The following is a 21,072-nucleotide window of genomic DNA, read 5'->3' on the forward strand; positions in this document are numbered from 1 at the left end:
GCCCCCGACGCCCCGTCGTCGGCGGGCGCCGACCCGAACGCGTCCGACGGCGTGAAGCCGCCGTACCGCCGGCTCTACCGCAGCCCGCAGGGCCGGATGCTCGGCGGCGTCGCGCACGGCCTGGCGGTGCACCTCGGGCTGCCGGTGCGCTGGGTGCGGATCGCGTTCGTCCTGCTGTTCTTCGCGCAGGGCATCGGCGCGCTGCTCTACGCCGCGTTCTGGTTCGTGGTGCCGATCGGCATCGGCGAGCCCTCGGCCCGCGGCGGCGCCCAGTGGATGTACCTCAACGGCGTGTTCGTCCCGGCCGCGCCCGGGCTGCAGGGCGGCCGGGTGAGCAAGGGGCCGTCCGGCGGCTGGCTCGGCCGGCTGCGCCAACTGCTCCAGCACACCCTGCAGGGCGAGCCGGTGGCGCCGCCCGCGGAGGGCGGGGCCGCGGCGCCCGCCGCCAAGGCCGGGCAGGGCGGCCTCGGCCAGCTCGCCGCCCTGGTCATGGTCGTGATCGGCCTGATCGCGCTGCTCAACGTGCTCGGCTGGCAGACCGCCAAGCCGTACACCTGGCCGCTGCTGGCGATCGGGGTCGGCGTCGCGCTGGTCTGGCGGCAGGCCGACGACTCGCGCTGGCAGCGCTGGTTCGGCATCGAGGAGGGCGAGAAGCGGCGCGGCGCCTACACCCGGGTCGGCGCCGGCGTGCTGCTCGCGGTGGCCGGCACCATCGCGCTGCTCGCCATGCAGGGCAGCGGCTCCACGCTCGGCTCGGTCGTCGAGGCCTCGCTCGCGGTGCTCGCCGGGGTGCTGGTCCTGCTCGGCCCGTACGGCCTGCGGCTGTGGCAGGACCTCGGCGCCGAGCGCACCGCCCGCATCCGCGCCCAGGAGCGGGCCGAGATCGCCGCGCACATCCACGACTCCGTGCTGCACACCCTGACCCTGATCCAGCGCCGGGCCGAGGACCCCAAGGAGGTGCTGCGGCTGGCCCGCTCGCAGGAGCGCGAGCTGCGGCTGTGGCTGTACCGGCCGGAGGCCGCCGCGGAGACCGCGCCGGACACCATGGCGGAGAGCCTGCGGGCCGCCGTCGCCGAGGTCGAGGACCGGCACGGCGTCCCGGTCGAGCTGGTGATCGTCGGCGACTGCCCGATGGACGAGAAGATCGCGGCACAGATGCAGGCCGCGAGGGAGGCGACCGTCAACGCGGCCAAGTACGGTGGCGGGGGACCGGTCCAGGTCTACGCCGAGGTCGAGGGGAGGACGGTGTCGGTGTTCGTCCGCGATCACGGGCCCGGCTTCGACCCCGACACGGTGCCGGAGGACCGGATGGGCGTACGGGAGTCGATCATCGGCCGGATGAAGCGCAACGGCGGCACCGCTCGGGTGCGGCCGGCGGCGGGCGGCGGTACCGAGGTCGAGCTGGAGATGGAGAGAACTGATGACTGAGGCAGCGCCGATGGGGGTCCCCCCGGCCGAAGGCTCGGGGCGCACTGCACGGGTCGTCCTGGTGGACGACCACCGGATGTTCCGGACCGGGGTCCGGGCGGAGATCGGCCGCACCGAGGTGACCGGCATCGACGTGGTGGGCGAGGCCGACGACGTGGACTCGGCCGTCCGCGTGGTCGCCGAGACCAGGCCCGACGTGGTGCTGCTCGACGTCCACCTGCCCGGCGGCGGCGGCGTCGAGGTGCTGCGCCGCTCGGTCGGCGTGATGGGCGAGCAGGGCGGGGTGAAGTTCCTGGCGCTGTCGGTGTCGGACGCCGCCGAGGACGTCATCGGGGTGATCCGCGGCGGCGCGCGCGGCTACGTCACCAAGACCATCACCGGCACCGACCTGGTGAACGCGATCTTCCGGATCGCCGACGGCGACGCGGTGTTCTCGCCCCGCCTGGCCGGCTTCGTCCTGGACGCCTTCGCGGCCACCGACACCCCGCCGATCGACGAGGACCTGGACCGCCTCACCCAGCGCGAGCGCGAGGTCCTGCGCCTGATCGCCCGCGGCTACGCCTACAAGGAGATCGCCAAGCAGCTCTTCATCTCGGTGAAGACCGTCGAGAGCCACGTCTCCGCCGTCCTGCGCAAGCTGCAGCTCAGCAACCGCCACGAGCTGACCCGCTGGGCCACCGCCCGCCGCCTGGTCTGACCGCTTCCGCGTTCGCTTCCGCGTTCGTTTCGCGCGGCGGCCCCGCCCGGTCCGGATTCCTCCGGGCCGGGCGGGCTTGTCGGTGGGTGGCCATAGACTCGTTGTGCCATGAGTAGCCTCTTTGACGACCTTCCGCTCCCCGGTTTCGAGGTACCCGCCGCCGGGTCGAAGCAGCCCGCCGAGCCCGTCGGCGAGGAGCCCCCGCCGTACGAGGACGAGGCTCCGTACGACGCCTACGAGGAGGCGATCCCGGACGGGCTGTTCCAGACCGACCATGCCGCCGAGGCGGAGCGGGACGCCTGGTACCGCAACGGCGCCGCCCGTACGGTGGTCGACCCGGCGCAGCTGCTGGAGGGGATGAACGACCCGCAGCGGGAGGCGGTGCTGCACGCGGGGTCGCCGCTGCTGATCGTGGCCGGCGCCGGGTCGGGCAAGACCCGGGTGCTGACCCACCGGATCGCGTACCTGCTGGGCGCCCGCGGGGTGCAGCCGGGGGAGATCCTGGCGATCACCTTCACCAACAAGGCCGCCGGCGAGATGCGCGAGCGCGTCGAGGCGCTGGTGGGCCCGCGGGCCCGGGCGATGTGGGTGTCCACCTTCCACAGCGCCTGCGTGCGGATCCTGCGCCGCGAGTCCAAGCAGCTGGGTTTCACCTCCAGCTTCTCGATCTACGACTCGGCGGACTCGCAGCGGCTGATGTCGCTGGTCTGCCGAGACCTCGACCTGGACCCGAAGCAGTTCCCGCCGAAGTCCTTCACGGCCAAGATCAGCAACCTCAAGAACGAGCTGATCGACGAGGAGACCTTCGCCGACCAGGCCGCCAACCCGATGGAGAAGAAGCTCGCCGAGGCGTACGCGCTGTACCAGCGGCGGCTGCGCGAGGCCAACGCGCTGGACTTCGACGACATCATCATGACGACGGTGAACCTGCTGCAGGCCTTCCCCGACGTCGCCGAGCACTACCGGCGCCGGTTCCGGCACATCCTGGTCGACGAGTACCAGGACACCAACCACGCCCAGTACATGCTGGTCCGGGAGCTGAGTGGCGGGTCCGTCGGGGCCGCGCCGAAGCGCACCGCGGACGGCGACTTCGTGAACCCGGCCGCCGCGCACCTCGCCCAGGTGCCGCCGGCCGAGCTGTGCGTGGTCGGTGACGCGGACCAGTCGATCTACGCCTTCCGCGGCGCGACCATCCGCAACATCCTCCAGTTCGAGGAGGACTACCCGAACGCGACCACGATCCTGCTGGAGCAGAACTACCGCTCCACGCAGACCATCCTGAGCGCGGCCAACGCCGTCATCGAGCGCAACGCCAACCGCCGCGACAAGAAGCTCTGGACGGCCGGCGACCACGGCGAGAAGGTCGTCGGCTACGTCGCGGACGACGAGCACGGCGAGGCCCAGTTCATCGCCGACGAGATCGACCGGCTCACCGACAAGGGCGAGGCCAAGCCCGGCGACGTCGCGATCTTCTACCGGACCAACGCCCAGTCCCGGGTGTTCGAGGAGGTGTTCATCCGGGTCGGCCTGCCGTACAAGGTGGTCGGCGGGGTGCGCTTCTACGAGCGCAAGGAGGTCCGGGACGTCCTGGCGTACCTGCGGGTGCTCTCCAACCCGGAGGACACCGTGCCGCTGCGCCGGATCCTCAACGTGCCCAAGCGCGGCATCGGCGAGCGGGCCGAGGCGATGATCGACGCGTTGGCGTCGCGGGAGCGGATCTCCTTCGCCCAGGCGCTGGCGCGGGTGGACGAGGCGTACGGGATGGCCGCGCGCTCGGCCAACGCCGTGAAGAAGTTCAACACCCTGATGGCCGGGCTGCGCCAGGTGGTCGAGTCGGGCGCGGGCCCGGCGGCGGTGCTGGAGGCCGTCCTGGAGGAGACCGGCTACCTGGCCGAGCTCCAGTCCTCCACCGACCCGCAGGACGAGACCCGGGTGGAGAACCTGCAGGAGCTCGCCTCCGTCGCCCTCGAGTACGAGCAGGACCCGGGCGAGCGGCCGGACGCCGGGGAGGACGGCGCGCCGCCGGTCGGCTCGCTGGCCGACTTCCTGGAGCGGGTCGCGCTGGTCGCCGACTCCGACCAGATCCCGGACGAGGACGAGGAGGGGCGGGGCGTCATCACGATGATGACCCTGCACACCGCCAAGGGCCTGGAGTTCCCGGTCGTCTTCCTGACCGGCATGGAGGACGGGATCTTCCCGCACATGCGGGCGCTCAACCAGGTCAAGGAGCTGGAGGAGGAGCGCCGGCTCGCGTACGTCGGGCTCACCCGGGCGCGCGAGCGGCTGTACCTGACCCGCTCGGTGCTGCGCAGCGCGTGGGGGCAGCCGGCGTACAACCCGGCGTCGCGGTTCCTGGAGGAGATCCCGGAGACGCTGGTCGAGTGGAAGCGCACCGGGGCGGCGCAGGCGCCCGTCCAGCGCGGCTTCTCCTCGGGCTCCTCCTGGGGCAAGTCCTCGTCCGGGGGCGGGAGTTCGCGTTCCTCCTCGGGCTCCTCGGGCTCGGGCTCCGGCTCCGGGTTCTCGGCCTCGGCCTCGCCGAAGGCGGGCTGGGGGCAGTCGGCGCGGCGCGGCGGCAAGGTCGTGGAGCGCGACGCAGTCTCGCTGGCGGTCGGCGACCGGGTCACCCACGACAGCTTCGGGCTGGGCACGGTGGTGGCCGTGACGGGCGTGGGCGACCGGGCGCAGGCCACCGTCGACTTCGGCACGGACGGGCGCAAGCAGCTGCTGCTGCGCTACGCGCCGGTCGAGAAGCTGTAGCCGGGGCCGGTTCTCCGGGCTCCTGGCGGGGCCCGGGTTCCCGGCGGGGCCTGGGTTCCTAGCGGGGGTCCAGGCCGTTGGCGAGGAACCACGGCAGCGGGTCGATCGGCCCGCTGCCGGCCGGCCGGACCTCGAAGTGCAGGTGCGGCCCGGTGCTGTTGCCGCTGCTGCCGACGAAGGCGATGACGTCGCCCTGCTTCACCGGCCCCTTGCGGATCTTGTACGAGCGCAGGTGGCAGTACCAGGCCTCGGTGCCGTCGGACATCTTGAGTATCGACATGTAGCCGTAGAACGGGTTCCACTGGGTGCGGATCGTGCCGTCGGCGACGGCCATGACCTGGCTGCCGCCGTCCACCGGGAAGTCGATGCCGGTGTGGCGGTTGGCCCAGCGGCTGCCCGCCTCGCCGAACAGTTCGCCGAGGCCGTGCTGCGCGACCGGCATGACCACCTTCGGCTTGACCGGTTCGGGGGCCGGGGCGGGGGCGGGCGGGGCCTCGGCGGGCTGGGTGCCGGCCAGCGGCTGACGGGCGTCGCCGCGCGAGGCCTGGGTCCGGCCGCCGTCCGCGGCCACCTGGGCCGCCGTCCGGGCCGCCGTGCCGTCCGGGGCGTCGTCCGCCGTGGCCTGCGAGGGCACCCGTCCGGCGGCCTGGGCGCGCTGCTGGTCGGCCTCCCCCTGCACCGTGATCGCCGCCGCGGCCGCCACGCCGAGCGCGGCCACCGACGGCAGCGCGACCCGCAGCAGCGCCGTCCGGGTGGCCGCCTTGGCGGCACCGCGGCGCTGGGCGCGGGACTGCTCGCGGGCGGCGAGGCGCAGCTCCGCGCGGGTCGGACGGGCGGCTGCTTCGGGAGCCATCGGGGGCTGCCTCCTCGGTGGGCCTCGGGCACGTCGTCGGGCGAGGTCAGACAGCCGCGACTGTAGCCGGAAGGCCGACGCCCCGGAAAAACCTCCGGTTGTCAAGAGGTCGCCCGGGGGGTCTGTGGGGAGGTTGCGGAAAGGGTGGGTATACCCGCTGGTAGCAAGGCCTGGAGCTGTGACTTTGCCCTCCTCTTGGGAGGTGGCACGGTCAACCGGGCCGGGTGGCGCTAACCTCCCCTCAGGTTGGTTATTGACCGTTAACCGCGCCCGTGGCCCACGAGGCCCGGCGGGGTGGTGGACGACGAGGTCCAGGAGGCAGTGATGAGTGTGTCGGGGCCCATCCGTGTGGTGGTCGCCAAGCCGGGGCTCGACGGTCACGACCGTGGCGCCAAGGTCATCGCGCGCGCCCTGCGCGACGCCGGTATGGAGGTCATCTACACCGGGCTGCACCAGACGCCCGAGCAGGTCGTCGACACCGCGATCCAGGAGGACGCGGACGGCATCGGGCTGTCGATCCTCTCCGGTGCCCACATGACGCTGTGCGCGCGGGTGCTTGAGCTGCTGAAGGAGCGCGACGCGGCGGACATCAAGGTCTTCTGCGGCGGGATCATCCCGGACGAGGACATCGCCGAGCTGAAGGCGATGGGCGTCGCGGACATCTTCACCCCGGGCACGCCGACCCGGGACGTGGTGGCCTGGGTCGAGGCCAACCTGCGGGCGAGCTGAGCCTCGGCCGAGCCGACTTCTTCGTACGGCGGAGCGGGCCGCGCCCTCGGGGGAACGGCCCGCTCCGCCGTTCCCGGGGCACGGTCCGCTCTGCCGTGACGGTGGCTCAGCCCGCCAGCTCCGCGAGCATCGCGGCCCGGAAGCGCAGGGTGCCGGCCAGCCGGGCGAAGGTCTCGGCCCAGGCGGAGTCCGGGGCGGCCTCGGCGGCCAGCCGCTCCACCGCGGCCGCCGTCTCCGGGGCGAGCGCGCGCTCGGTCATCCCGAGCACCCCGCTGTGGCTCCACGGGTACGCGCCGGAGGTGGCTGCCCGGGCCAGGGCGCTCACCACGGCGGTGGACAGCGGCGGCGTCCACGGGGTCGCGCAGGCGCCGAGCAGCTGGAACGCCTCGCCCAGCCCGTGCACCTCGATGAACGCGGCCGTCCAGGCGGCCCGCTCCTCGGGCGGCAGGACGGCCAGCAGCTTGGCCGGGGCGCCGGTGGTGCGCGGGGCGCGGGCCCGGCCGGCGCCCCGGGCGGGCGGTGCCGGGGCCGGGCCGAGCAGTGCCCGGGCCCAGTCGGCGTCGTGCTGGCGGACGGCGGCGCGCGCCCAGGCCTCCCGCAGGTCGTCGGCCCAGCTGCTGCTGGTCTCGTCGATGCTGTCGCCGACCCGCAGGGCGAGCAGCTGATCCGGCGTCAGTCCGGTGCTCTCCGGCCAGAGCGGGAGCGGTGCCGCGGCCACCACCTCGCCGAACCACCAGGCCCGTTCGCCGCGCCCGGTGGGGGACTTGGGGGTGATGCCGTCGCGCTGCATCCGCGCGTCGCACTCGGCGGGCGGGGTGACCAGCAGGTGCGTTCCGGCCGGTGCGAGGTGGACGGCGGCGCGCGCCCGCTCGGCCATCCGGCCCGCCAGCGCGGAGCCGGGCAGGGTGGAGAGCAGTTCGGCGGCGGTGGCGCGGACGTTCTTGCTGCGGTCGCCGAGGGCGGCCTCCAGGAACGGCTCGTCGGCGGGGGAGAGGCCGTCCTGGAGGGCGTCCAGGAACAGCAGGCGGTCCTCGGCGCGCTCGGTGGACCAGGTGCTCCGCAGCAGCTCCAGCCCGGCGGCCGGGTCGCGGCGGCGCAGCAGCGTGAGGTGGGTGACGCGCTCGGCGAACAGGCCCTCGTGCCAGAGGTGGTGGTCGGTGGGGGCGTCCTGCCGGGCCGCCTCCTCGACGGTGGTGCGCAGCACGAACCGCCAGTCCGGGTTCTGCTCGGCCAGCCAGCGGCCCAGCGGGCCGGCCAGCGCGACGGCGTCGGAGCGGAGTTCGCCGCGGGCGCGGGCGGCGTCGAGCAGCCCGGGTATCAGCGCGGCGGGCGGCCGCAGGCCCCGGGCCCGGGCGGTGGCGAGCCACTGCGGCAGCAGCTCGGCCAGGTTGGCCAGGGTGCCGCCGCTGCCACTGCCGGCCCGGCCGGCCAGCAGGACGGCCAGTCGGCGGGCGGCCGGCTCGGGCAGCTCCGGGCGGGTGTCCTCGGGCGCGGGCGGCCCGGGCGGTTCGGCGGCCGGTACGGGCAGCGCGCCCGCCCGGCGCCGGACGGTGGCGAGGGCGGCCAGCTCCAGCAGGGCGGTGGCCGGGTCCGTCGGGTCCACGACGTCGGCGAGCGGCAGGGCGGTCGCCGGGAGCGGGCGGCGGTCGATGCCGAGCAGGGCGCTGGTGCGCAGGGTCTCCCACGGGTCCTGGATGATCGTCATTCTCGGTGCTCCTAGGGCGGGTCTCGTGGATTTCGTCGGATCAGGCCACGGGCCTGGCAGGGGTCCGCACGACGGGCCCGACGCGCTCTAGGCGTTGGTGAGGCCGACCGGGCGGTGGCCCGCGGGCCAGGCCGTGACCGGCTCGAAGCCCTGGTGGCCGTACTCGCCGAAGACCGCCAGCGGACGGCCGGTGGAGACCGCGGCCAGCCGCCACAGCGCCGCCTCCGGGACGGCCGAGGCGCGGACGGGCACGGTGTGCCGGCCGTCCGTCAGGTACCAGCCGTCCGGGGTACGGACCGGGACGACGTCGGCGAGGACGGCCGGGTGGCTCTCCAGCCACGGGTCGTCGGCGACGGCGGCGCCGTAGCCGGCCACCGCCTCGGCGACGGTGAGCCCGGCGGGCGGCCCGGCCGGCCCGGCCTCGGGGGCGCCGTAGCGGGTGCCGAGGGCGGCGCGCAGCGGGCGGGCGCCGGGGTGGTAGGCGAGTTCGGCCTCCAGCAGGTGGCCGGTGGGCAGGGCGAGGGCGGGGGCCTGGCCGGGGCGGCCGAAGGCCAGCAGCAGGGCCGGGCGGCCGGTCTTGGCGCCGCGCAGCCAGACCCGGCGGGTGGTGAGCCGCTCGTCGGCAGTGTCCCGGCTGCCGAGCACCAGCCAGCGGTCCCGGACGGTGGGGCCGGCCAGCACCTCGGCGGCGTCCACGGTGTAGCCGACCCGGGTGCGGACCGTCGCGGCCAGCTCGGCGGGCAGCTCGTCGATCCGGGTGGCGGCGGTGGCGAGCAGGTGCAGCATCGCGTACTCCTCCAGCAGCCGCTCCTGCGGCACGGTGTCGAGTTCGCGGACCCGGGTGGCCAGCCCGGGGGCCTGGGCGTCGACCATCCGGGCGGCGACCTCCTCCCAGGGGCCGGCGGTGGACTGGTCGGCCAGGCCGTGCCGGATCCGGTCGGCCAGCCGCAGCCGCAGCTCGGCCGCGCCGGCCGCGACCCGGGCGCCGCGCTTCTCGGCCCGGCGGCGGGCGGCCTCCGGGTCGGCCGGGGCCGCCGCGCGCTTCTCGGCGCGGTCCCGGCGGGCCTCCAGCCACTCGGCGGCCCAGTCGGCCGGTGCGGCGGCCGGGACGGCCTCCGGGGAGCCGCTCCACAGCAGGAGGAGCCCGAGCGCGTGCTTGCACGGGAACTTCCGGCTGGGGCAGCTGCACTGGTAGGCGGGCGTGGCGAGTTCGACCACGGTGCGGTACGGCGCGCGGCCGCTGCCCCTGCACTCGCCCCAGAGCGCGGTGCCGTCGGTGCCCGTGCCGGACCACGGCGCGGGCGAGGAGAGCTTGCCCGCGGCCTTCTGCGACGAGGCGTCAGGCGCCAGGGACAGGACGTGTTCGGTGCTCCAGCGTTCCTCCATGCGACCGACCGTAGGCGGTGGCACTGACAGTCGCTGACTGTCCGTCCGGAGGCCTCCCGCCGTTGTCAGTGGCGGGGTGCAGGGTGGGTTCCACAGGCCGGGACCGCCGACCTGGCTCCCCCCGATCACCCTGCCGCCCGGGCATCCGTATACCCCGCGGCCGACCCGAAGGAGCCCCCCATGACCGACGTTCTCCGGCAGCACGCCGAGGACGCCTTCGCCGGCGAACTGGCCGCCCTGGCCGCGCAGGACGACCGTCCGCGCCCCGAGCGCTGGAAACTGTCGCCGTGGGCCGTGGCGACGTACCTGCTCGGCGGCGAACTGCCCGACGGCACCCCGGTCAGCCCCAAGTACATCGGCCCGCGCCGCGTCGTCGAGGTCGCCGTGACGACCCTGGCGACGGACCGAGCGCTGCTGCTGCTCGGCGTGCCCGGCACCGCGAAGACCTGGGTGTCCGAGCACCTGGCCGCCGCGATCAGCGGCGACTCCACGATGCTGGTGCAGGGCACCGCCGGCACCCCCGAGGAGGCCGTCCGGTACGGCTGGAACTACGCCCGGCTGCTCACCGACGGCCCCAGCCGGGACGCCCTGGTGCCCTCGCCGCTGATGCGGGCGATGGCCGACGGCAAGATCGCCCGGGTCGAGGAGCTGACCCGGATCCCGGCCGACGTCCAGGACAGCCTGATCACCATCCTGTCCGAGAAGACGCTCCCGGTACCGGAGTTGGGCAGCGAGACGCAGGCCGTGCGCGGCTTCAACGTGATCGCCACCGCCAACGACCGCGACCGCGGCGTCAACGAGCTCTCCAGCGCGCTGCGCCGCCGCTTCAACACCGTGGTGCTGCCGCTGCCGGGCTCGCTGGAGGAGGAGGTCGACATCGTCACCCGCCGGGTCAACCAGCTCGGCCGCTCCCTGGAGCTGCCCGAACTGCCCGGCGGCGCCGAGGAGATCAGGCGGGTGGTCACCGTCTTCCGCGAGCTGCGGGCCGGGATCACGGCGGACGGCCGGACGAAGGTCAAGACCCCGAGCGGCACCCTCTCCACCGCCGAGGCGATCTCGGTGGTGACCAACGGCCTGGCCCTGGCCACCCACTTCGGCGACGGCGTGCTGCGCGCCGGGGACGTGACGACCGGCATCGTCGGCGCCGTCGTCCGTGACCCGGTGGCGGACCGGGCGGTCTGGCGCGAGTACGTCGAAGGGGTGGTGCGCGAGCGCGACGGCTGGAAGGACTTCTACCGGGCCGCCCGCGAGGCGGGCGCATGAGCGAGCGGACCGTCGGGAGCGGCCGGTTGCGCGGAGCGCCGGCCGGGCGCGGGGAGGTGGGGGCATGAGCGAGCGGAGCGAGCGAACGGTCCAGGGGTGCCGCTTGCGCGAAGCGCCCGCCGAGCGTAGCGAGGTGGGGGCATGAGCGCCGGTGAGGTCGCCCTGCTCGGCATCCGCCACCACGGCCCCGGCTCGGCCCGGGCGGTGGCCGCCGCACTGGCGCGGTGGCGGCCGGACGCGGTGCTGATCGAGGGCCCGCCGGAGGCCGACGGCATCGTCCACCTGGCCGCCGAGAAGGACCTGGTGCCGCCGGTCGCGCTGCTCGCCCACGCGGTGGACGACCCGGCGAAGGCGGCCTTCTGGCCGTACGCCGAGTTCTCCCCGGAGTGGGTGGCGATCCGGCACGCCGTGGCGCACGACCTGCCGGTGCGCTTCATCGACCTGCCCGCCGGGTACGGCTTCGCGCCAGCGCCCGACGTCGACGTCGACGTCGACGACGCCGCGGACGCCGCTGCCGAGGACGGCGCCGGCCACGACGGCCCGGCCGCGCCGCCCGCCGACCCGGTGGCGCTGCTCGCCGAGGCGGCCGGGCACGACGACCCGGAGCGCTGGTGGGAGGACGTGGTCGAGCACCGCGCGCCCGGCACCGACGCGCTGGCGCCGTTCGCCGCCGTCGCCGAGGCGATGGGCGCGCTGCGCGCCGAGGGCCTCGGCGAGTCCCGCCGGGACCTGCTGCGCGAGGCGTACATGCGCCAGCAGATCCGCGCCGCCCGCCGGGCCGGGCACGAGCGGATCGCCGTGGTCTGCGGGGCCTTCCACGTCCCCGCGCTGGAGACGATGCCCACCGTCGCGCACGACCGGGCGCTGCTCGCCGGGCTGCCGAAGAAGGTCCGGACGGACATCACCTGGGTGCCGTGGACGCACCGCAGGCTCTCCCAGGCCACCGGCTACGGCGCGGGCGTGGAGTCCCCCGGCTGGTACCACCACCTGTTCACCACCGACGGCGACCCGGTGCCGCGCTGGCTCACCCGGGCCGCCGACCTGCTGCGCGCCGAGGACCACCCGGTCTCCTCCGCCCACGTGATCGAGGCGGTGCGCCTCGCCGAGACCCTGGCGGTGATGCGCGGCCGCCCGCTCGCCGGGCTGACCGAGACCCTGGACGCCGTGCGCGCGGTGCTCTGCGAGGGCTCGGACGTCGCCCTGGAGCTCGTCCGGGACCGCCTGGTGGTCGGCGACCAGCTCGGCGAGGTCCCGGACACCGCACCGGCGGTGCCGCTGCAGCGCGACCTCGCCCGGCTGCAGCGCTCGCTGCGGCTCAAGCCCGAGGCCGCGCCGAAGGAGGTCGACCTCGACCTGCGCAAGGAGAACGACGCGGCCCGCTCCCGGCTGCTGCACCGGCTTCGGCTGCTGGGCGTGGACTGGGGCGTGCCCGCCCGCTCCACGGTCACCTCGACCGGCACCTTCCGGGAGAGCTGGCGGCTGTGCTGGCAGCCGGAGTTCGCGGTCCGGATCGCCGAGGCCGCCCAGTGGGGCACCACGGTCGAGGAGGCGGCCGGCAACAAGGCCGTCGGCACCGCCCGCGCGGCCGTCGAACTCGCCGAGCTGACCGGCCTGGTGGAGTCCTGCCTGCTGGCCGGGCTGTCCGGCGCGCTGCCCGCCGTGATGCGGGTGCTCGCCGACTGCGCGGCCCTGGACACCGACGTCGCGCACCTCGCGGGCGCGCTGCCCGCCCTGGTCCGCGCGCTGCGCTACGGCGATGTGCGCGGCACCGACCACGGCGCGCTCGCCGAGGCGGCGGCGGGCCTGGCCGAGCGGGTCTGCGTCGGACTGCCGTCCGCCTGCGTCGGCCTGGACGCGGAGGGCGCGACGGCGATGCGCGCCCGCCTCGACGAGGTGCACGGCGCGATCGGGCTGCTGACCTCCGCCGCGCCGCGGGCCTGGAGCCCGGACGGCCCGGACCACCGAGACGGCCCAGACGGCCAAAACGGCCAAGACGGCCCGGATCACCAAGCCGGCCAACACGGCCAACACGGCCAGGCCGACCGGGACGATCCGTACGACCCCGACGGCCTGACCGGCCGCTGGGCCGCCGCCCTGCGCTCGCTGGCCGCCCGCGAGCCGTCCGGCGGACCGGCCACCGGCGCCCCCGGCCTGCTCCGCGGCCGGGCCGTCCGACTGCTGCTGGACGAGGGCCGGCTCGACTCCGAGGAGGCCGGCCGCCGACTGCGGCTGGTCCTGTCCGTCGCCAGCGCCCCGGCGGACGCGGCCGGCTGGGTCGAGGGCTTCCTCACCGGCGGCGGCGCCCTGCTGCTGCACGACCCCCGGCTGCTCGCCCTGCTCGACGAGTGGCTGACCGGGGTGAGCGGCGAGGTCTTCACCGACGTCCTGCCGCTGCTGCGCCGCACCTTCGCCGCCCTGGAAGCGGGTGTGCGCACCACCATCGGCGGCCGGGTCGCGGCCGGCCCGCTCGGCGAACCCCCGGCGGACCTCGCCCCGGCCGGCGAACTGGACCGGGACCGCGCCGACGCCGCCGTTCCCGTGGTGGCCCTGCTGCTCGGCGTCCGCCCGCGGATCCCCCGGCAGCCCGCCGGCCGCGACACCTGACACCCCGGCCGACCCGGCCGACCCCTGAAGGAGGACGAGATGGCAGCGCCCACGACCGACGAACGGCTGCGCCGGTGGCGGCTGGTGCTCGGCGGCGAGGCCGACGGCACCGGCCACCCCCTGCGCGGCCGGGACGCCGCGATGGACGGCGCCCTCGCCGCGCTCTACCGCGGCGCGCCCGAGGAGGGCGCCCGGGCGGGCCGCGGCGGCCGCCGCGGCGCCGGGCTGGGCGGCTCGGCCCCGCAGGTGGCCCGCTGGCTGGGCGACATCCGCACCTACTTCCCGTCCACCGTCGTCCAGCTGATGCAGCAGGACGCGATCACCCGGCTCGGCCTGGACCGGCTGTTGCTGGAGCCGGAGATGCTGGAGGCCGTCGAACCGGACGTCCACCTGGTCGGCACCCTGCTCTCGCTCAAGCACGCGCTGCCGGAGACCACCCGGGAGACCGCCCGGACCGTGGTCGGCAAGGTGGTCGCCGACCTGGAGCGCCGGCTCGCCGACCGCACCCGGGCCACCCTCGGCGGCGCCCTCGACCGCAGCGCCAAGGTCAATCGCCCCCGGCACCGCGACATCGACTGGGACCGCACGATCCGGGCCAACCTGAAGAACTACCTGCCGGAGCACGGCACCGTCGTCCCCGAGCGGCTGGTCGGCTACGCCCGCGCCCAGCGCGCGGTGAAGAAGGACGTCATCCTCTGCATCGACCAGTCCGGCTCGATGGCGCCCTCGGTCGTGCACTCGGCGGTCTTCGGCGCGGTGCTCGCCTCGATGCGCACCCTGGACACCCGGCTGGTCGTCTTCGACACCTCGGTGGTCGACCTCACCGAGCAGCTGACCGACCCGGTCGACGTCCTGTTCGCCACGCAGCTGGGCGGCGGCACCGACATCAACCGCGCGCTGGCCTACTGCCAGTCGAAGATCACCCGCCCGTCCGAGACCGTCGTCGTGCTGATCAGCGACCTCTACGAAGGGGGCATCCGGGACGGCATGCTCAAGCGGGTCGCCGCGATGAAGGCGGCCGGGGTCCAGTTCATCGCCCTGCTCGCGCTCTCCGACGAAGGCGCTCCCGCCTACGACCACGCGCACGCCGCCGCGCTGGCCGCCCTCGGCGCGCCGGCCTTCGCCTGCACCCCGGACGCCTTCCCCGGGATCATGGCGGCCGCCATCGAGAAGCGTCCGATCCCGGTGCCGGAGCCGGGGCTGTGACGGCCTCACCCGTACAGGCGAATCCACCCGATCGGTGGACGGGGCGTTCACCGGGACACTCCGGCCTGTCTGTGACGGTTCTCACCCAAGACGGGCAGGCCCCGGGCGAAAGACTCCCGTCCCACGGGGATAACCTGCCAGACGGACGTGACGCGCGTGTTGATTGACGTGTGCGCCCGTGGCTGTGTGGGCCGCAAGGCCGTACCTCTGCGTACCCGCACCGCCCCGACGACCCGCAGCGAAGATCCTGCCGTGGCACGCTCGTAGAGACACAATCCGCGACCACGAACAAGGACGAACACACGTGGACCTGTTCGAGTACCAGGCGAGGGACCTCTTCGCCAAGCACGGCGTGCCCGTGCTTGACGGTGATGTCATCGAGACCCCCGAAGCCGCTCGCGCCATCGCCGAGCGCTTCGGCGGACGCGCCGTCGTCAAGGCTCAGGTGAAGGTCGGCGGCCGTGGCAAGGCCGGCGGCGTCAAGCTCGCCGCCGACCCGGCCGACGCCGTCGCCAAGGCCGAGGCGATCCTCGGTATGGACATCAAGGGCCACACCGTTCACAAGGTGATGCTGGCCCAGACCGCGGACATCAAGGACGAGTACTACGTCTCGTTCCTGCTGGACCGCACCAACCGCACCTTCCTGGCCATGGCCAGCGTCGAGGGCGGCGTGGAGATCGAGGTCGTCGCCGAGCAGAACCCCGAGGCGCTCGCCAAGATCCCGGTCGACGCCAACGAGGGCTGCACCCCGGAGAAGGCCGCCGAGATCGTCGCCGCGGCGAAGTTCCCGGCCGAGGTCGCCGACCAGGTCGCCGAGGTCCTGCAGAAGCTGTGGACCGTCTTCATCAAGGAGGATGCCCTCCTCGTCGAGGTCAACCCGCTGATCAAGTCCGGTGACGGCAAGATCATCGCGCTCGACGGCAAGGTCTCCCTGGACGAGAACGCCGAGTTCCGCCAGCCGGAGCACGAGGCCCTGGAGGACAAGGCCGCGGCCAACCCGCTCGAGGCCGCCGCCAAGGCCAAGGGCCTGAACTACGTCAAGCTCGACGGCCAGGTCGGCATCATCGGCAACGGCGCGGGCCTCGTCATGAGCACCCTCGACGTGGTCGCCTACGCCGGTGAGAACCACGGCGGCGTCAAGCCCGCCAACTTCCTCGACATCGGCGGCGGCGCCTCCGCCGAGGTCATGGCGAACGGCCTGGAGATCATCCTGGGCGACCCCGACGTCAAGTCGGTCTTCGTCAACGTCTTCGGCGGCATCACCGCGTGCGACGCGGTCGCCAACGGCATCGTGCAGGCCCTCGCGCTCCTGGAGAGCAAGGGCGAGAACGTCACCAAGCCGCTGGTCGTCCGCCTGGACGGCAACAACGCGGAGCTGGGTCGCAAGATCCTCGACGACGCCAACCACCCGCTGGTCCAGCGCGTGGACACCATGGACGGCGCCGCTGACCGCGCCGCCGAGCTGGCCAACAAGTAAGGAAGGGGACTTTCACACCATGGCTATCTTCCTTACCAAGGACAGCAAGGTCATCGTCCAGGGCATGACCGGCGCGGAGGGCATGAAGCACACCCGCCGCATGCTCGCCTCCGGCACCCAGATCGTCGGCGGTGTCAACCCGCGCAAGGCCGGTACCACGGTCGACGTCGACGGCACCGAGATCCCGGTCTTCGGCTCCGTCGCCGAGGCGATGGAGAAGACCGGCGCCGACGTCTCGGTCCTCTTCGTGCCGCCGGCCTTCACCAAGGCCGCCGTCGTCGAGGCCATCGACGCCGAGATCGGCCTGGCCGTCGTCATCACCGAGGGCGTCCCGGTGCACGACACCGCCGCCTTCTGGGCGTACGCCGGTGCCAAGGGCAACAAGACCCGCATCATCGGCCCGAACTGCCCCGGCCTGATCAGCCCCGGACAGTCGAACGCCGGCATCATCCCGGCCGACATCACCAGCTCCGGCAAGATCGGCCTGGTCTCGAAGTCGGGCACCCTGACCTACCAGCTCATGTACGAGCTGCGCGACATCGGCTTCTCCTCGGCCGTGGGCATCGGCGGTGACCCGGTCATCGGCACCACCCACATCGACGCCCTCAAGGCGTTCCAGGAGGACCCGGACACCGAGATCATCGTCATGATCGGTGAGATCGGTGGCGACGCCGAGGAGCGTGCCGCGGCCTTCATCGCCGAGCACGTCACCAAGCCGGTCGTCGGCTACGTCGCGGGCTTCACCGCCCCCGAGGGCAAGACCATGGGCCACGCCGGCGCCATCGTCTCCGGCTCCTCGGGCACCGCCCAGGCGAAGAAGGAGGCCCTCGAGGCCGCCGGTGTCAAGGTCGGCAAGACGCCGTCCGAGACCGCCCGCCTGGCCCGCGAGATCATCGCCGCCCAGGCCTGATCCCCGCGTTCAGCGCGTGACGAGCGCCCCCGCCCTCCCCGGGCGGGGGCGCTCGCCGCGTTCAGCGCGTCCTCGGCCCCGTCGCGCACGGCCGCGGCGCCCACAACGGACAGGCCGACGGCCCCTGCGGCGGCGGGGCGTCCGCGCCCCGGGCCGACCCCGGCAGCCCCCAGCGGGCCGCCGCCTGCGCGTGCGGCTCCACCAGCACCGCCTCCAGCCCCGGCGCCGGACTGCACCACAGGCTGCTGATGCCGTTCGGCACCCCGCCCGGCAACAACGGCACCCCGGGCTCCGCCACCTCGGCGGCGGGCAGGCAGAGCGAAGGCGCCGGCGGGGCCGGCGGCCGGAACAGCACCGCGGGCCGCACCCCCGCCAACGTCGCCAGCGTCGCCCCGCCCACCGCCACCGTCAGCAGCGCCGCCGCGCCCGTCCGGCTCGCCGTCCACAACCGGTGCCGGGCCCGCAGCACCGGCACCGGCGACCGGTGCGGCTCCGGACACCCGCGCACCGCCGCCCGGTGCAGCAACCGGCTCAGCCCGTCCGCGAACCCCGGCGCCGCCGGATCCGGGCCCACCAGGTCCGGCACCCACTGCGCCAGCGCCGCCCGGGCCGTCCACACCCGCCCCTCGGCGGCCGCCAGGGTCGACTCCACCTCCACCGCGATCGCCGCCGCTGGCAGCCCCAGCCCGTCGTGCAGCACCAGCGCCCGGCGCTGCGGCCGCGACAGCCGCCTCAGCGCCTTCAACAGCGCCCGGTCCCGGTCGGTCAGCCGGTCGTGGTCCGGCAGCACCGCCTGCGACTCGTCCGCCGGCCGCACCTTGATCCGCCGGTGCGGCAGACCCCACGCGTGCGCCCGCCGCGGGCCGCCCCGGTGCCACGGCGACAACGCCAACTCGCACGCCCGCACCCGCACCCACCCCTCCGGGTCCCCCGACCCGGCCGCCGCCGGCCACCCCCGCCGCGCCTCCCCGAACGCCCGCCGCACGCAGTGCACCGCCCGGTGCCGACAGGCGGTCAGCAGGAACACCTGCTGGACCAGACGGGTGTGCGCGGTCTCGTACAGCTCCTCGAAACCCGGCACCGGACGGGCGGCGGGTACGGACCCGTGCCCGGCGGGTGGCGGGGACACGGCCGGGGCCGTCCGGGCACGCCCGCCCGCGGATGCTGCGACCGGAGCCGTCTGCGTCATCTCGCCGTGCCCTTCCGTACCCGCGGGGTGCTGCCGCTCTCCGCTCGCCGTGCCGGGACGCGGGGCCCCGGCCGGGGACACCCCGTCACCGGGCCCGCCCGAGCCGGCCGACGCCACCCCGGAGGGGCGCCGCGACCCCTTCGCCATGGTGGAGGCTCGGGCGTCCCCGGCCCCGCCGCCACGCCTTTCGGCACCCCCGGGGCCCGCCTGGCTCCGCCGATCGGCGGCCGGGGGCTGCCGATCGCCCGCCGCCGAGGCGGGGTGGAGAGGGGCCGAGGGCTGGTGGTTCGTCGGGGCTGTGGCGGCCGGGGGCTCCTGCACGGCGTCGGCGCGCTTCGCGGTGTCGGCCGGGTCGGGCCCGCTCCGCTCGTCGGCGGCTGGTGCGGGCGATGAGGTCGTACGCGCGGCGGCCGCCGGGGGCTGCCGGTTGCCCGATGCAGAAGGGGGGCGGGTGTCCTCGGACGCGGTGGCCTGTGGCCGCTGACCCTCCCGAGCCTGGACAGCCAGGGGGTCGGGTGCCGCGCTGTCGTGTTCCGCCTCGCTCTGGTCCGGCCCGGCACCGGAGGGCCCGTGCCCGTCGGCGGTCGGCGGGGCCGGGGCAGGGTGCGTCGGGCCGGTGCGCTGGTCCCGGGCCGGGCGGGGCCCTCGTGCGGCGTCGGCGGCCGGGTCGGCCCCTGGTGCGAGGGCGGGTGGGTCTTCGCGCGCGGGCGTGTGCGCCGGGTCCTCGCGCTCTTCTCGGGTGCGGCGCGCCGTTGGGCCGCGGCGGGTGCCGGCGCCCGGCTCGGCGGCCGGGGTGGCGCCTTCCCGCTGGTCGGCGGTGGTGGTGTCGGCGGCCTCGCCGTCGCCGCCTGCCCTGGTCGCCGGGCCGAGGGAGGAGGGGGTGAGGCCGGCGAAGTTCGTGGGGCCGAGGGCGGCCGGGACGTCGGGGAGGGCGCCTGCGGCGAGGGTGATGGCCTCGGCCTGGGTGGGGGCGCCGAGCTTCCGCATGGCGCGCAGCAGGTAGCTGCGGGCCGTGGTGGGGGTGACGCCGAGGGCGGCGGCGGTGCGGGGGAGGTCGTGGCCGGCGGCGAGGTGGGCGAGGGTCTGGGCCTCACGGGGGGTCAGCTTCCGCAGGAGGCGGGCCGTGTCCTGGCCACCGCGGTCAGGCCCGCGGTGGCGCTCGGGGGTGGGGGAGTCGGCGGTGGGCGGCGTGGTCATCAGACGCTCCGGGCCGGGGCGCCGGCGGCTTGGGGGCAGGGTCTGAAAATGCGCATAAGCCAATAATCTGGGACACGGCGGCGGTTTGCCGCTTCACGGAGCATGGCGAGTCGCCTTGGCACCATGAGGCGCATGACGCAGCTGATGGGCCGTCCGATCCTGGAGGCGCCGGGAGAACTGGGCGGACGCCCCGCGCTGGCCGACCTGTTGGCGGGGGTGCGGACGGCGCTGGTCGGCTTGGCGGTGGTCGGGGTGCCGGTGCTCGGGCTCTGGGTGGTGACCCCGGACGCGGACGACGGCGCGGCGGCCGCCACCCGGTTGGCGGGGGTGTTGTGGCTGCTCGGGCACGGTGCGCCGGTGCTGCGCGGGGAGGCGGACGCCCCGCTGACGGTCACTCCGTTGCTGCTCGGCGCCCTGGCCGTGGTGCGGCTCCACCGGGCGGGTGCCGGGGTGGCGGCGCGGCGCGGGCTGCGGTCGCGCTGGGGCGGTCCGGTGGCGTTGTGGGCGGGGTACTGCGCGGTGGCGGTCGTGGTGGCGTTGCACTGCGCGGGTGCCGGGCTGTTCCGCAGCCGGGTGGTGTGGGACGTCCTGGTGGTGGCGCTGGTGGCCGCCCTGGCGACGGCGGCCGGGGTCCGCTCGGCCGGCACCGGGGCCACCCCGGTCGCCGGTTCCCTGCTGGACCGGCTCCCGCCGCCGTACCGTCCGGACGGTGCCGCGCCGGTGGTGCGGGCGGCGGCGTCGGCGGCCGGGGCCGGGCTGGTCGCGGCGGGCGGGGTGCTGGTGGCGGTGTCGGCGGTGCTGGACGCGGTGGCCGGCGGCGGGCGCGGGATGGCGCTGCTCGGGGGCGGGCCCGCCGCGCTGCTGGGGTTGTCGCTGCTCTCGCTGGTGCTGCTGCCGAACGCGCTGGTGTGGGGTGCGGCGTACGCGCTGGGGCCGGGGTTCGCGGTGGGGGCCGGGACGGTGGTGTCCCCGGCCGGGACGGCGCTGGGGCCGGTGCCGGACTTCCCGTTGTTCGCCCTGCTGCCGGCCGACGGGCCGGGCGGCTGGCGATGGGCGGTGCTGGTGCTGCCGTTGCTGGCCGGGGTGGTGCCGGCGGTGCTGCTGGGCCGTGCGGCGGCGGGGTTGCGGGGTCCGGACGGCGGGGTCGAGGACCGGCCCGAGCCGTGGCCGCCGGCCGCGACGGTGGCGGCCGCGGTGGCGACGGCCCTGGTGGTCGGGGCGGCGGCGGTGCTGTCGGGCTGGCTGTCCGGTGGGGCGCTGGCGGGCGGGCGGATGGTCCGGCTGGGGCCGGTGCCGTGGTGGACGGGCCTGGCGGCGGCGGCCTGGGTGGTGCTGGTGGCGGTGCCGGGCGCGCTGCTGGTGCGGCATCAGGTGCTCGGCGCGGCGGCTCGGCAGGCGGCGGAGCGAACGGCGGCGGAGCAGCAGCCGGCGGGCCTTCAGCCGGCGGACCGGGGCCCGGCGGCCGGGCAGGGCGCGTACGCCCGGCTCGCGTGGCGGGCGCGCCGGGGTGCGCTGGGGCTGCGCGCCCGGACGTACGCCCTGGTGCTGCGGCTGTCGGGGCCGGCCGCCGGGGCCTCGGACCCGGACGAGGGCTTGGACGAGGGCCTGAACGGGGGCCTGAACGGGGGCCCGGCCGACTGACGGCCGCGCCCCCGACCGCTCGCTCGCCCG

At 75.5% G+C, this 21,072-nt stretch carries 14 protein-coding genes; 10 read left to right on the forward strand and 4 right to left on the reverse strand.

The window, feature by feature from the left end; translation table 11 throughout:
* Positions 1 to 51: 51 nt before the first annotated feature.
* The 3 genes from ACYP53_RS12020 (at position 52) to pcrA (ending at position 4,882) form a co-directional block, all read left to right on the forward strand.
* A complete protein-coding gene (locus ACYP53_RS12020) occupies positions 52 to 1,428 on the forward strand; it encodes an ATP-binding protein (protein ID WP_459647970.1) in 1,377 nt (458 codons plus the stop codon).
* Complete coding sequence (locus tag ACYP53_RS12025; protein WP_229928577.1) at positions 1,421 to 2,125, forward strand: LuxR C-terminal-related transcriptional regulator; 705 nt, start codon at positions 1,421 to 1,423, stop codon at positions 2,123 to 2,125. Before ACYP53_RS12020 ends, ACYP53_RS12025 begins: the two co-directional genes overlap by 8 nt.
* Before the next feature lie 108 nt (positions 2,126 to 2,233).
* A complete protein-coding gene (pcrA, locus tag ACYP53_RS12030) occupies positions 2,234 to 4,882 on the forward strand; it encodes a DNA helicase PcrA (protein WP_189916107.1) in 2,649 nt (882 codons plus the stop codon).
* A gap of 58 nt (positions 4,883 to 4,940) precedes the next feature.
* Here the strand turns inward: pcrA and ACYP53_RS12035 are convergent, their stop codons facing one another.
* Positions 4,941 to 5,735 carry a M23 family metallopeptidase gene (locus ACYP53_RS12035; RefSeq protein WP_459647366.1) on the reverse strand — a complete coding sequence of 265 codons (795 nt, stop codon included), beginning with the start codon at positions 5,733 to 5,735 and terminating at the stop codon, positions 4,941 to 4,943.
* Positions 5,736 to 6,059: 324 nt separating this feature from the next.
* On the opposite strand from ACYP53_RS12035, the gene ACYP53_RS12040 reads away from it, so the two are divergent.
* On the forward strand, positions 6,060 to 6,464 hold the full coding sequence (locus ACYP53_RS12040) for a cobalamin B12-binding domain-containing protein (protein WP_189916109.1): 405 nt from the start codon (positions 6,060 to 6,062) through the stop codon (positions 6,462 to 6,464).
* Between the two features lie 106 nt (positions 6,465 to 6,570).
* On the opposite strand, the gene ACYP53_RS12045 is transcribed toward ACYP53_RS12040, so the two are convergent.
* Together ACYP53_RS12045 and ACYP53_RS12050 are read right to left on the reverse strand one after the other, a co-directional pair.
* Positions 6,571 to 8,169 (reverse strand): DUF5691 domain-containing protein, encoded by a 1,599-nt coding sequence (locus tag ACYP53_RS12045; protein ID WP_459647367.1) that lies wholly within the window; start codon positions 8,167 to 8,169, stop codon positions 6,571 to 6,573.
* Positions 8,170 to 8,256: 87 nt separating this feature from the next.
* Entirely contained in the window at positions 8,257 to 9,555 is a 1,299-nt protein-coding gene (locus tag ACYP53_RS12050) for an SWIM zinc finger family protein (protein WP_459647368.1), read from the reverse strand.
* 180 nt (positions 9,556 to 9,735) lie between these two features.
* On the opposite strand from ACYP53_RS12050, the gene ACYP53_RS12055 reads away from it, so the two are divergent.
* The 5 genes from ACYP53_RS12055 (at position 9,736) to sucD (ending at position 17,015) form a co-directional block, all read left to right on the forward strand.
* Complete coding sequence (locus ACYP53_RS12055; RefSeq protein ID WP_189916112.1) at positions 9,736 to 10,818, forward strand: ATP-binding protein; 1,083 nt, start codon at positions 9,736 to 9,738, stop codon at positions 10,816 to 10,818.
* A 141-nt stretch (positions 10,819 to 10,959) separates the two neighbouring features.
* A complete protein-coding gene (locus ACYP53_RS12060) occupies positions 10,960 to 13,422 on the forward strand; it encodes a DUF5682 family protein (protein WP_459647369.1) in 2,463 nt (820 codons plus the stop codon).
* A 39-nt stretch (positions 13,423 to 13,461) separates the two neighbouring features.
* Entirely contained in the window at positions 13,462 to 14,628 is a 1,167-nt protein-coding gene (locus ACYP53_RS12065) for a VWA domain-containing protein (protein WP_459647370.1), read from the forward strand.
* 304 nt (positions 14,629 to 14,932) lie between these two features.
* Positions 14,933 to 16,105 carry an ADP-forming succinate--CoA ligase subunit beta gene (sucC, locus tag ACYP53_RS12070; protein ID WP_189916115.1) on the forward strand — a complete coding sequence of 391 codons (1,173 nt, stop codon included), beginning with the start codon at positions 14,933 to 14,935 and terminating at the stop codon, positions 16,103 to 16,105.
* Between the two features lie 19 nt (positions 16,106 to 16,124).
* Positions 16,125 to 17,015 (forward strand): succinate--CoA ligase subunit alpha, encoded by an 891-nt coding sequence (gene sucD / locus ACYP53_RS12075; protein ID WP_189916116.1) that lies wholly within the window; start codon positions 16,125 to 16,127, stop codon positions 17,013 to 17,015.
* A gap of 61 nt (positions 17,016 to 17,076) precedes the next feature.
* On the opposite strand, the gene ACYP53_RS12080 is transcribed toward sucD, so the two are convergent.
* Positions 17,077 to 19,401 (reverse strand): LuxR C-terminal-related transcriptional regulator, encoded by a 2,325-nt coding sequence (locus tag ACYP53_RS12080; protein WP_459647371.1) that lies wholly within the window; start codon positions 19,399 to 19,401, stop codon positions 17,077 to 17,079.
* Positions 19,402 to 19,533: 132 nt separating this feature from the next.
* Here ACYP53_RS12080 and ACYP53_RS12085 point away from each other — a divergent pair, with 132 nt between their 5' ends.
* The gene (locus tag ACYP53_RS12085) at positions 19,534 to 21,042 is read left to right on the forward strand and encodes a cell division protein PerM (protein WP_189916118.1); all 1,509 of its coding nucleotides are present in this window, start codon (positions 19,534 to 19,536) and stop codon (positions 21,040 to 21,042) included.
* Positions 21,043 to 21,072: the final 30 nt, after the last annotated feature.

This window comes from Kitasatospora sp. Ki12 (assembly GCF_054601375.1).

Excerpts from the sequence above, each read along its gene's own strand:
- ACYP53_RS12025 (WP_229928577.1), top strand. The coding sequence starts at position 1,421 with ATGACTGAGGCAGCGCCGATGGGGGTCCCCCCGGCCGAAGGCTCGGGG.
- ACYP53_RS12040 (WP_189916109.1), top strand. The coding sequence starts at position 6,060 with ATGAGTGTGTCGGGGCCCATCCGTGTGGTGGTCGCCAAGCCGGGGCTC.
- ACYP53_RS12085 (WP_189916118.1), top strand. The coding sequence starts at position 19,534 with ATGACGCAGCTGATGGGCCGTCCGATCCTGGAGGCGCCGGGAGAACTG.
- ACYP53_RS12065 (WP_459647370.1), top strand. The coding sequence starts at position 13,462 with ATGGCAGCGCCCACGACCGACGAACGGCTGCGCCGGTGGCGGCTGGTG.
- ACYP53_RS12080 (WP_459647371.1), bottom strand. The coding sequence starts at position 19,401 with ATGACCACGCCGCCCACCGCCGACTCCCCCACCCCCGAGCGCCACCGC.
- ACYP53_RS12045 (WP_459647367.1), bottom strand. The coding sequence starts at position 8,169 with ATGACGATCATCCAGGACCCGTGGGAGACCCTGCGCACCAGCGCCCTG.
- ACYP53_RS12050 (WP_459647368.1), bottom strand. The coding sequence starts at position 9,555 with ATGGAGGAACGCTGGAGCACCGAACACGTCCTGTCCCTGGCGCCTGAC.
- ACYP53_RS12035 (WP_459647366.1), bottom strand. The coding sequence starts at position 5,735 with ATGGCTCCCGAAGCAGCCGCCCGTCCGACCCGCGCGGAGCTGCGCCTC.
- sucD (WP_189916116.1), top strand. The coding sequence starts at position 16,125 with ATGGCTATCTTCCTTACCAAGGACAGCAAGGTCATCGTCCAGGGCATG.
- pcrA (WP_189916107.1), top strand. The coding sequence starts at position 2,234 with ATGAGTAGCCTCTTTGACGACCTTCCGCTCCCCGGTTTCGAGGTACCC.
- ACYP53_RS12060 (WP_459647369.1), top strand. The coding sequence starts at position 10,960 with ATGAGCGCCGGTGAGGTCGCCCTGCTCGGCATCCGCCACCACGGCCCC.
- ACYP53_RS12055 (WP_189916112.1), top strand. The coding sequence starts at position 9,736 with ATGACCGACGTTCTCCGGCAGCACGCCGAGGACGCCTTCGCCGGCGAA.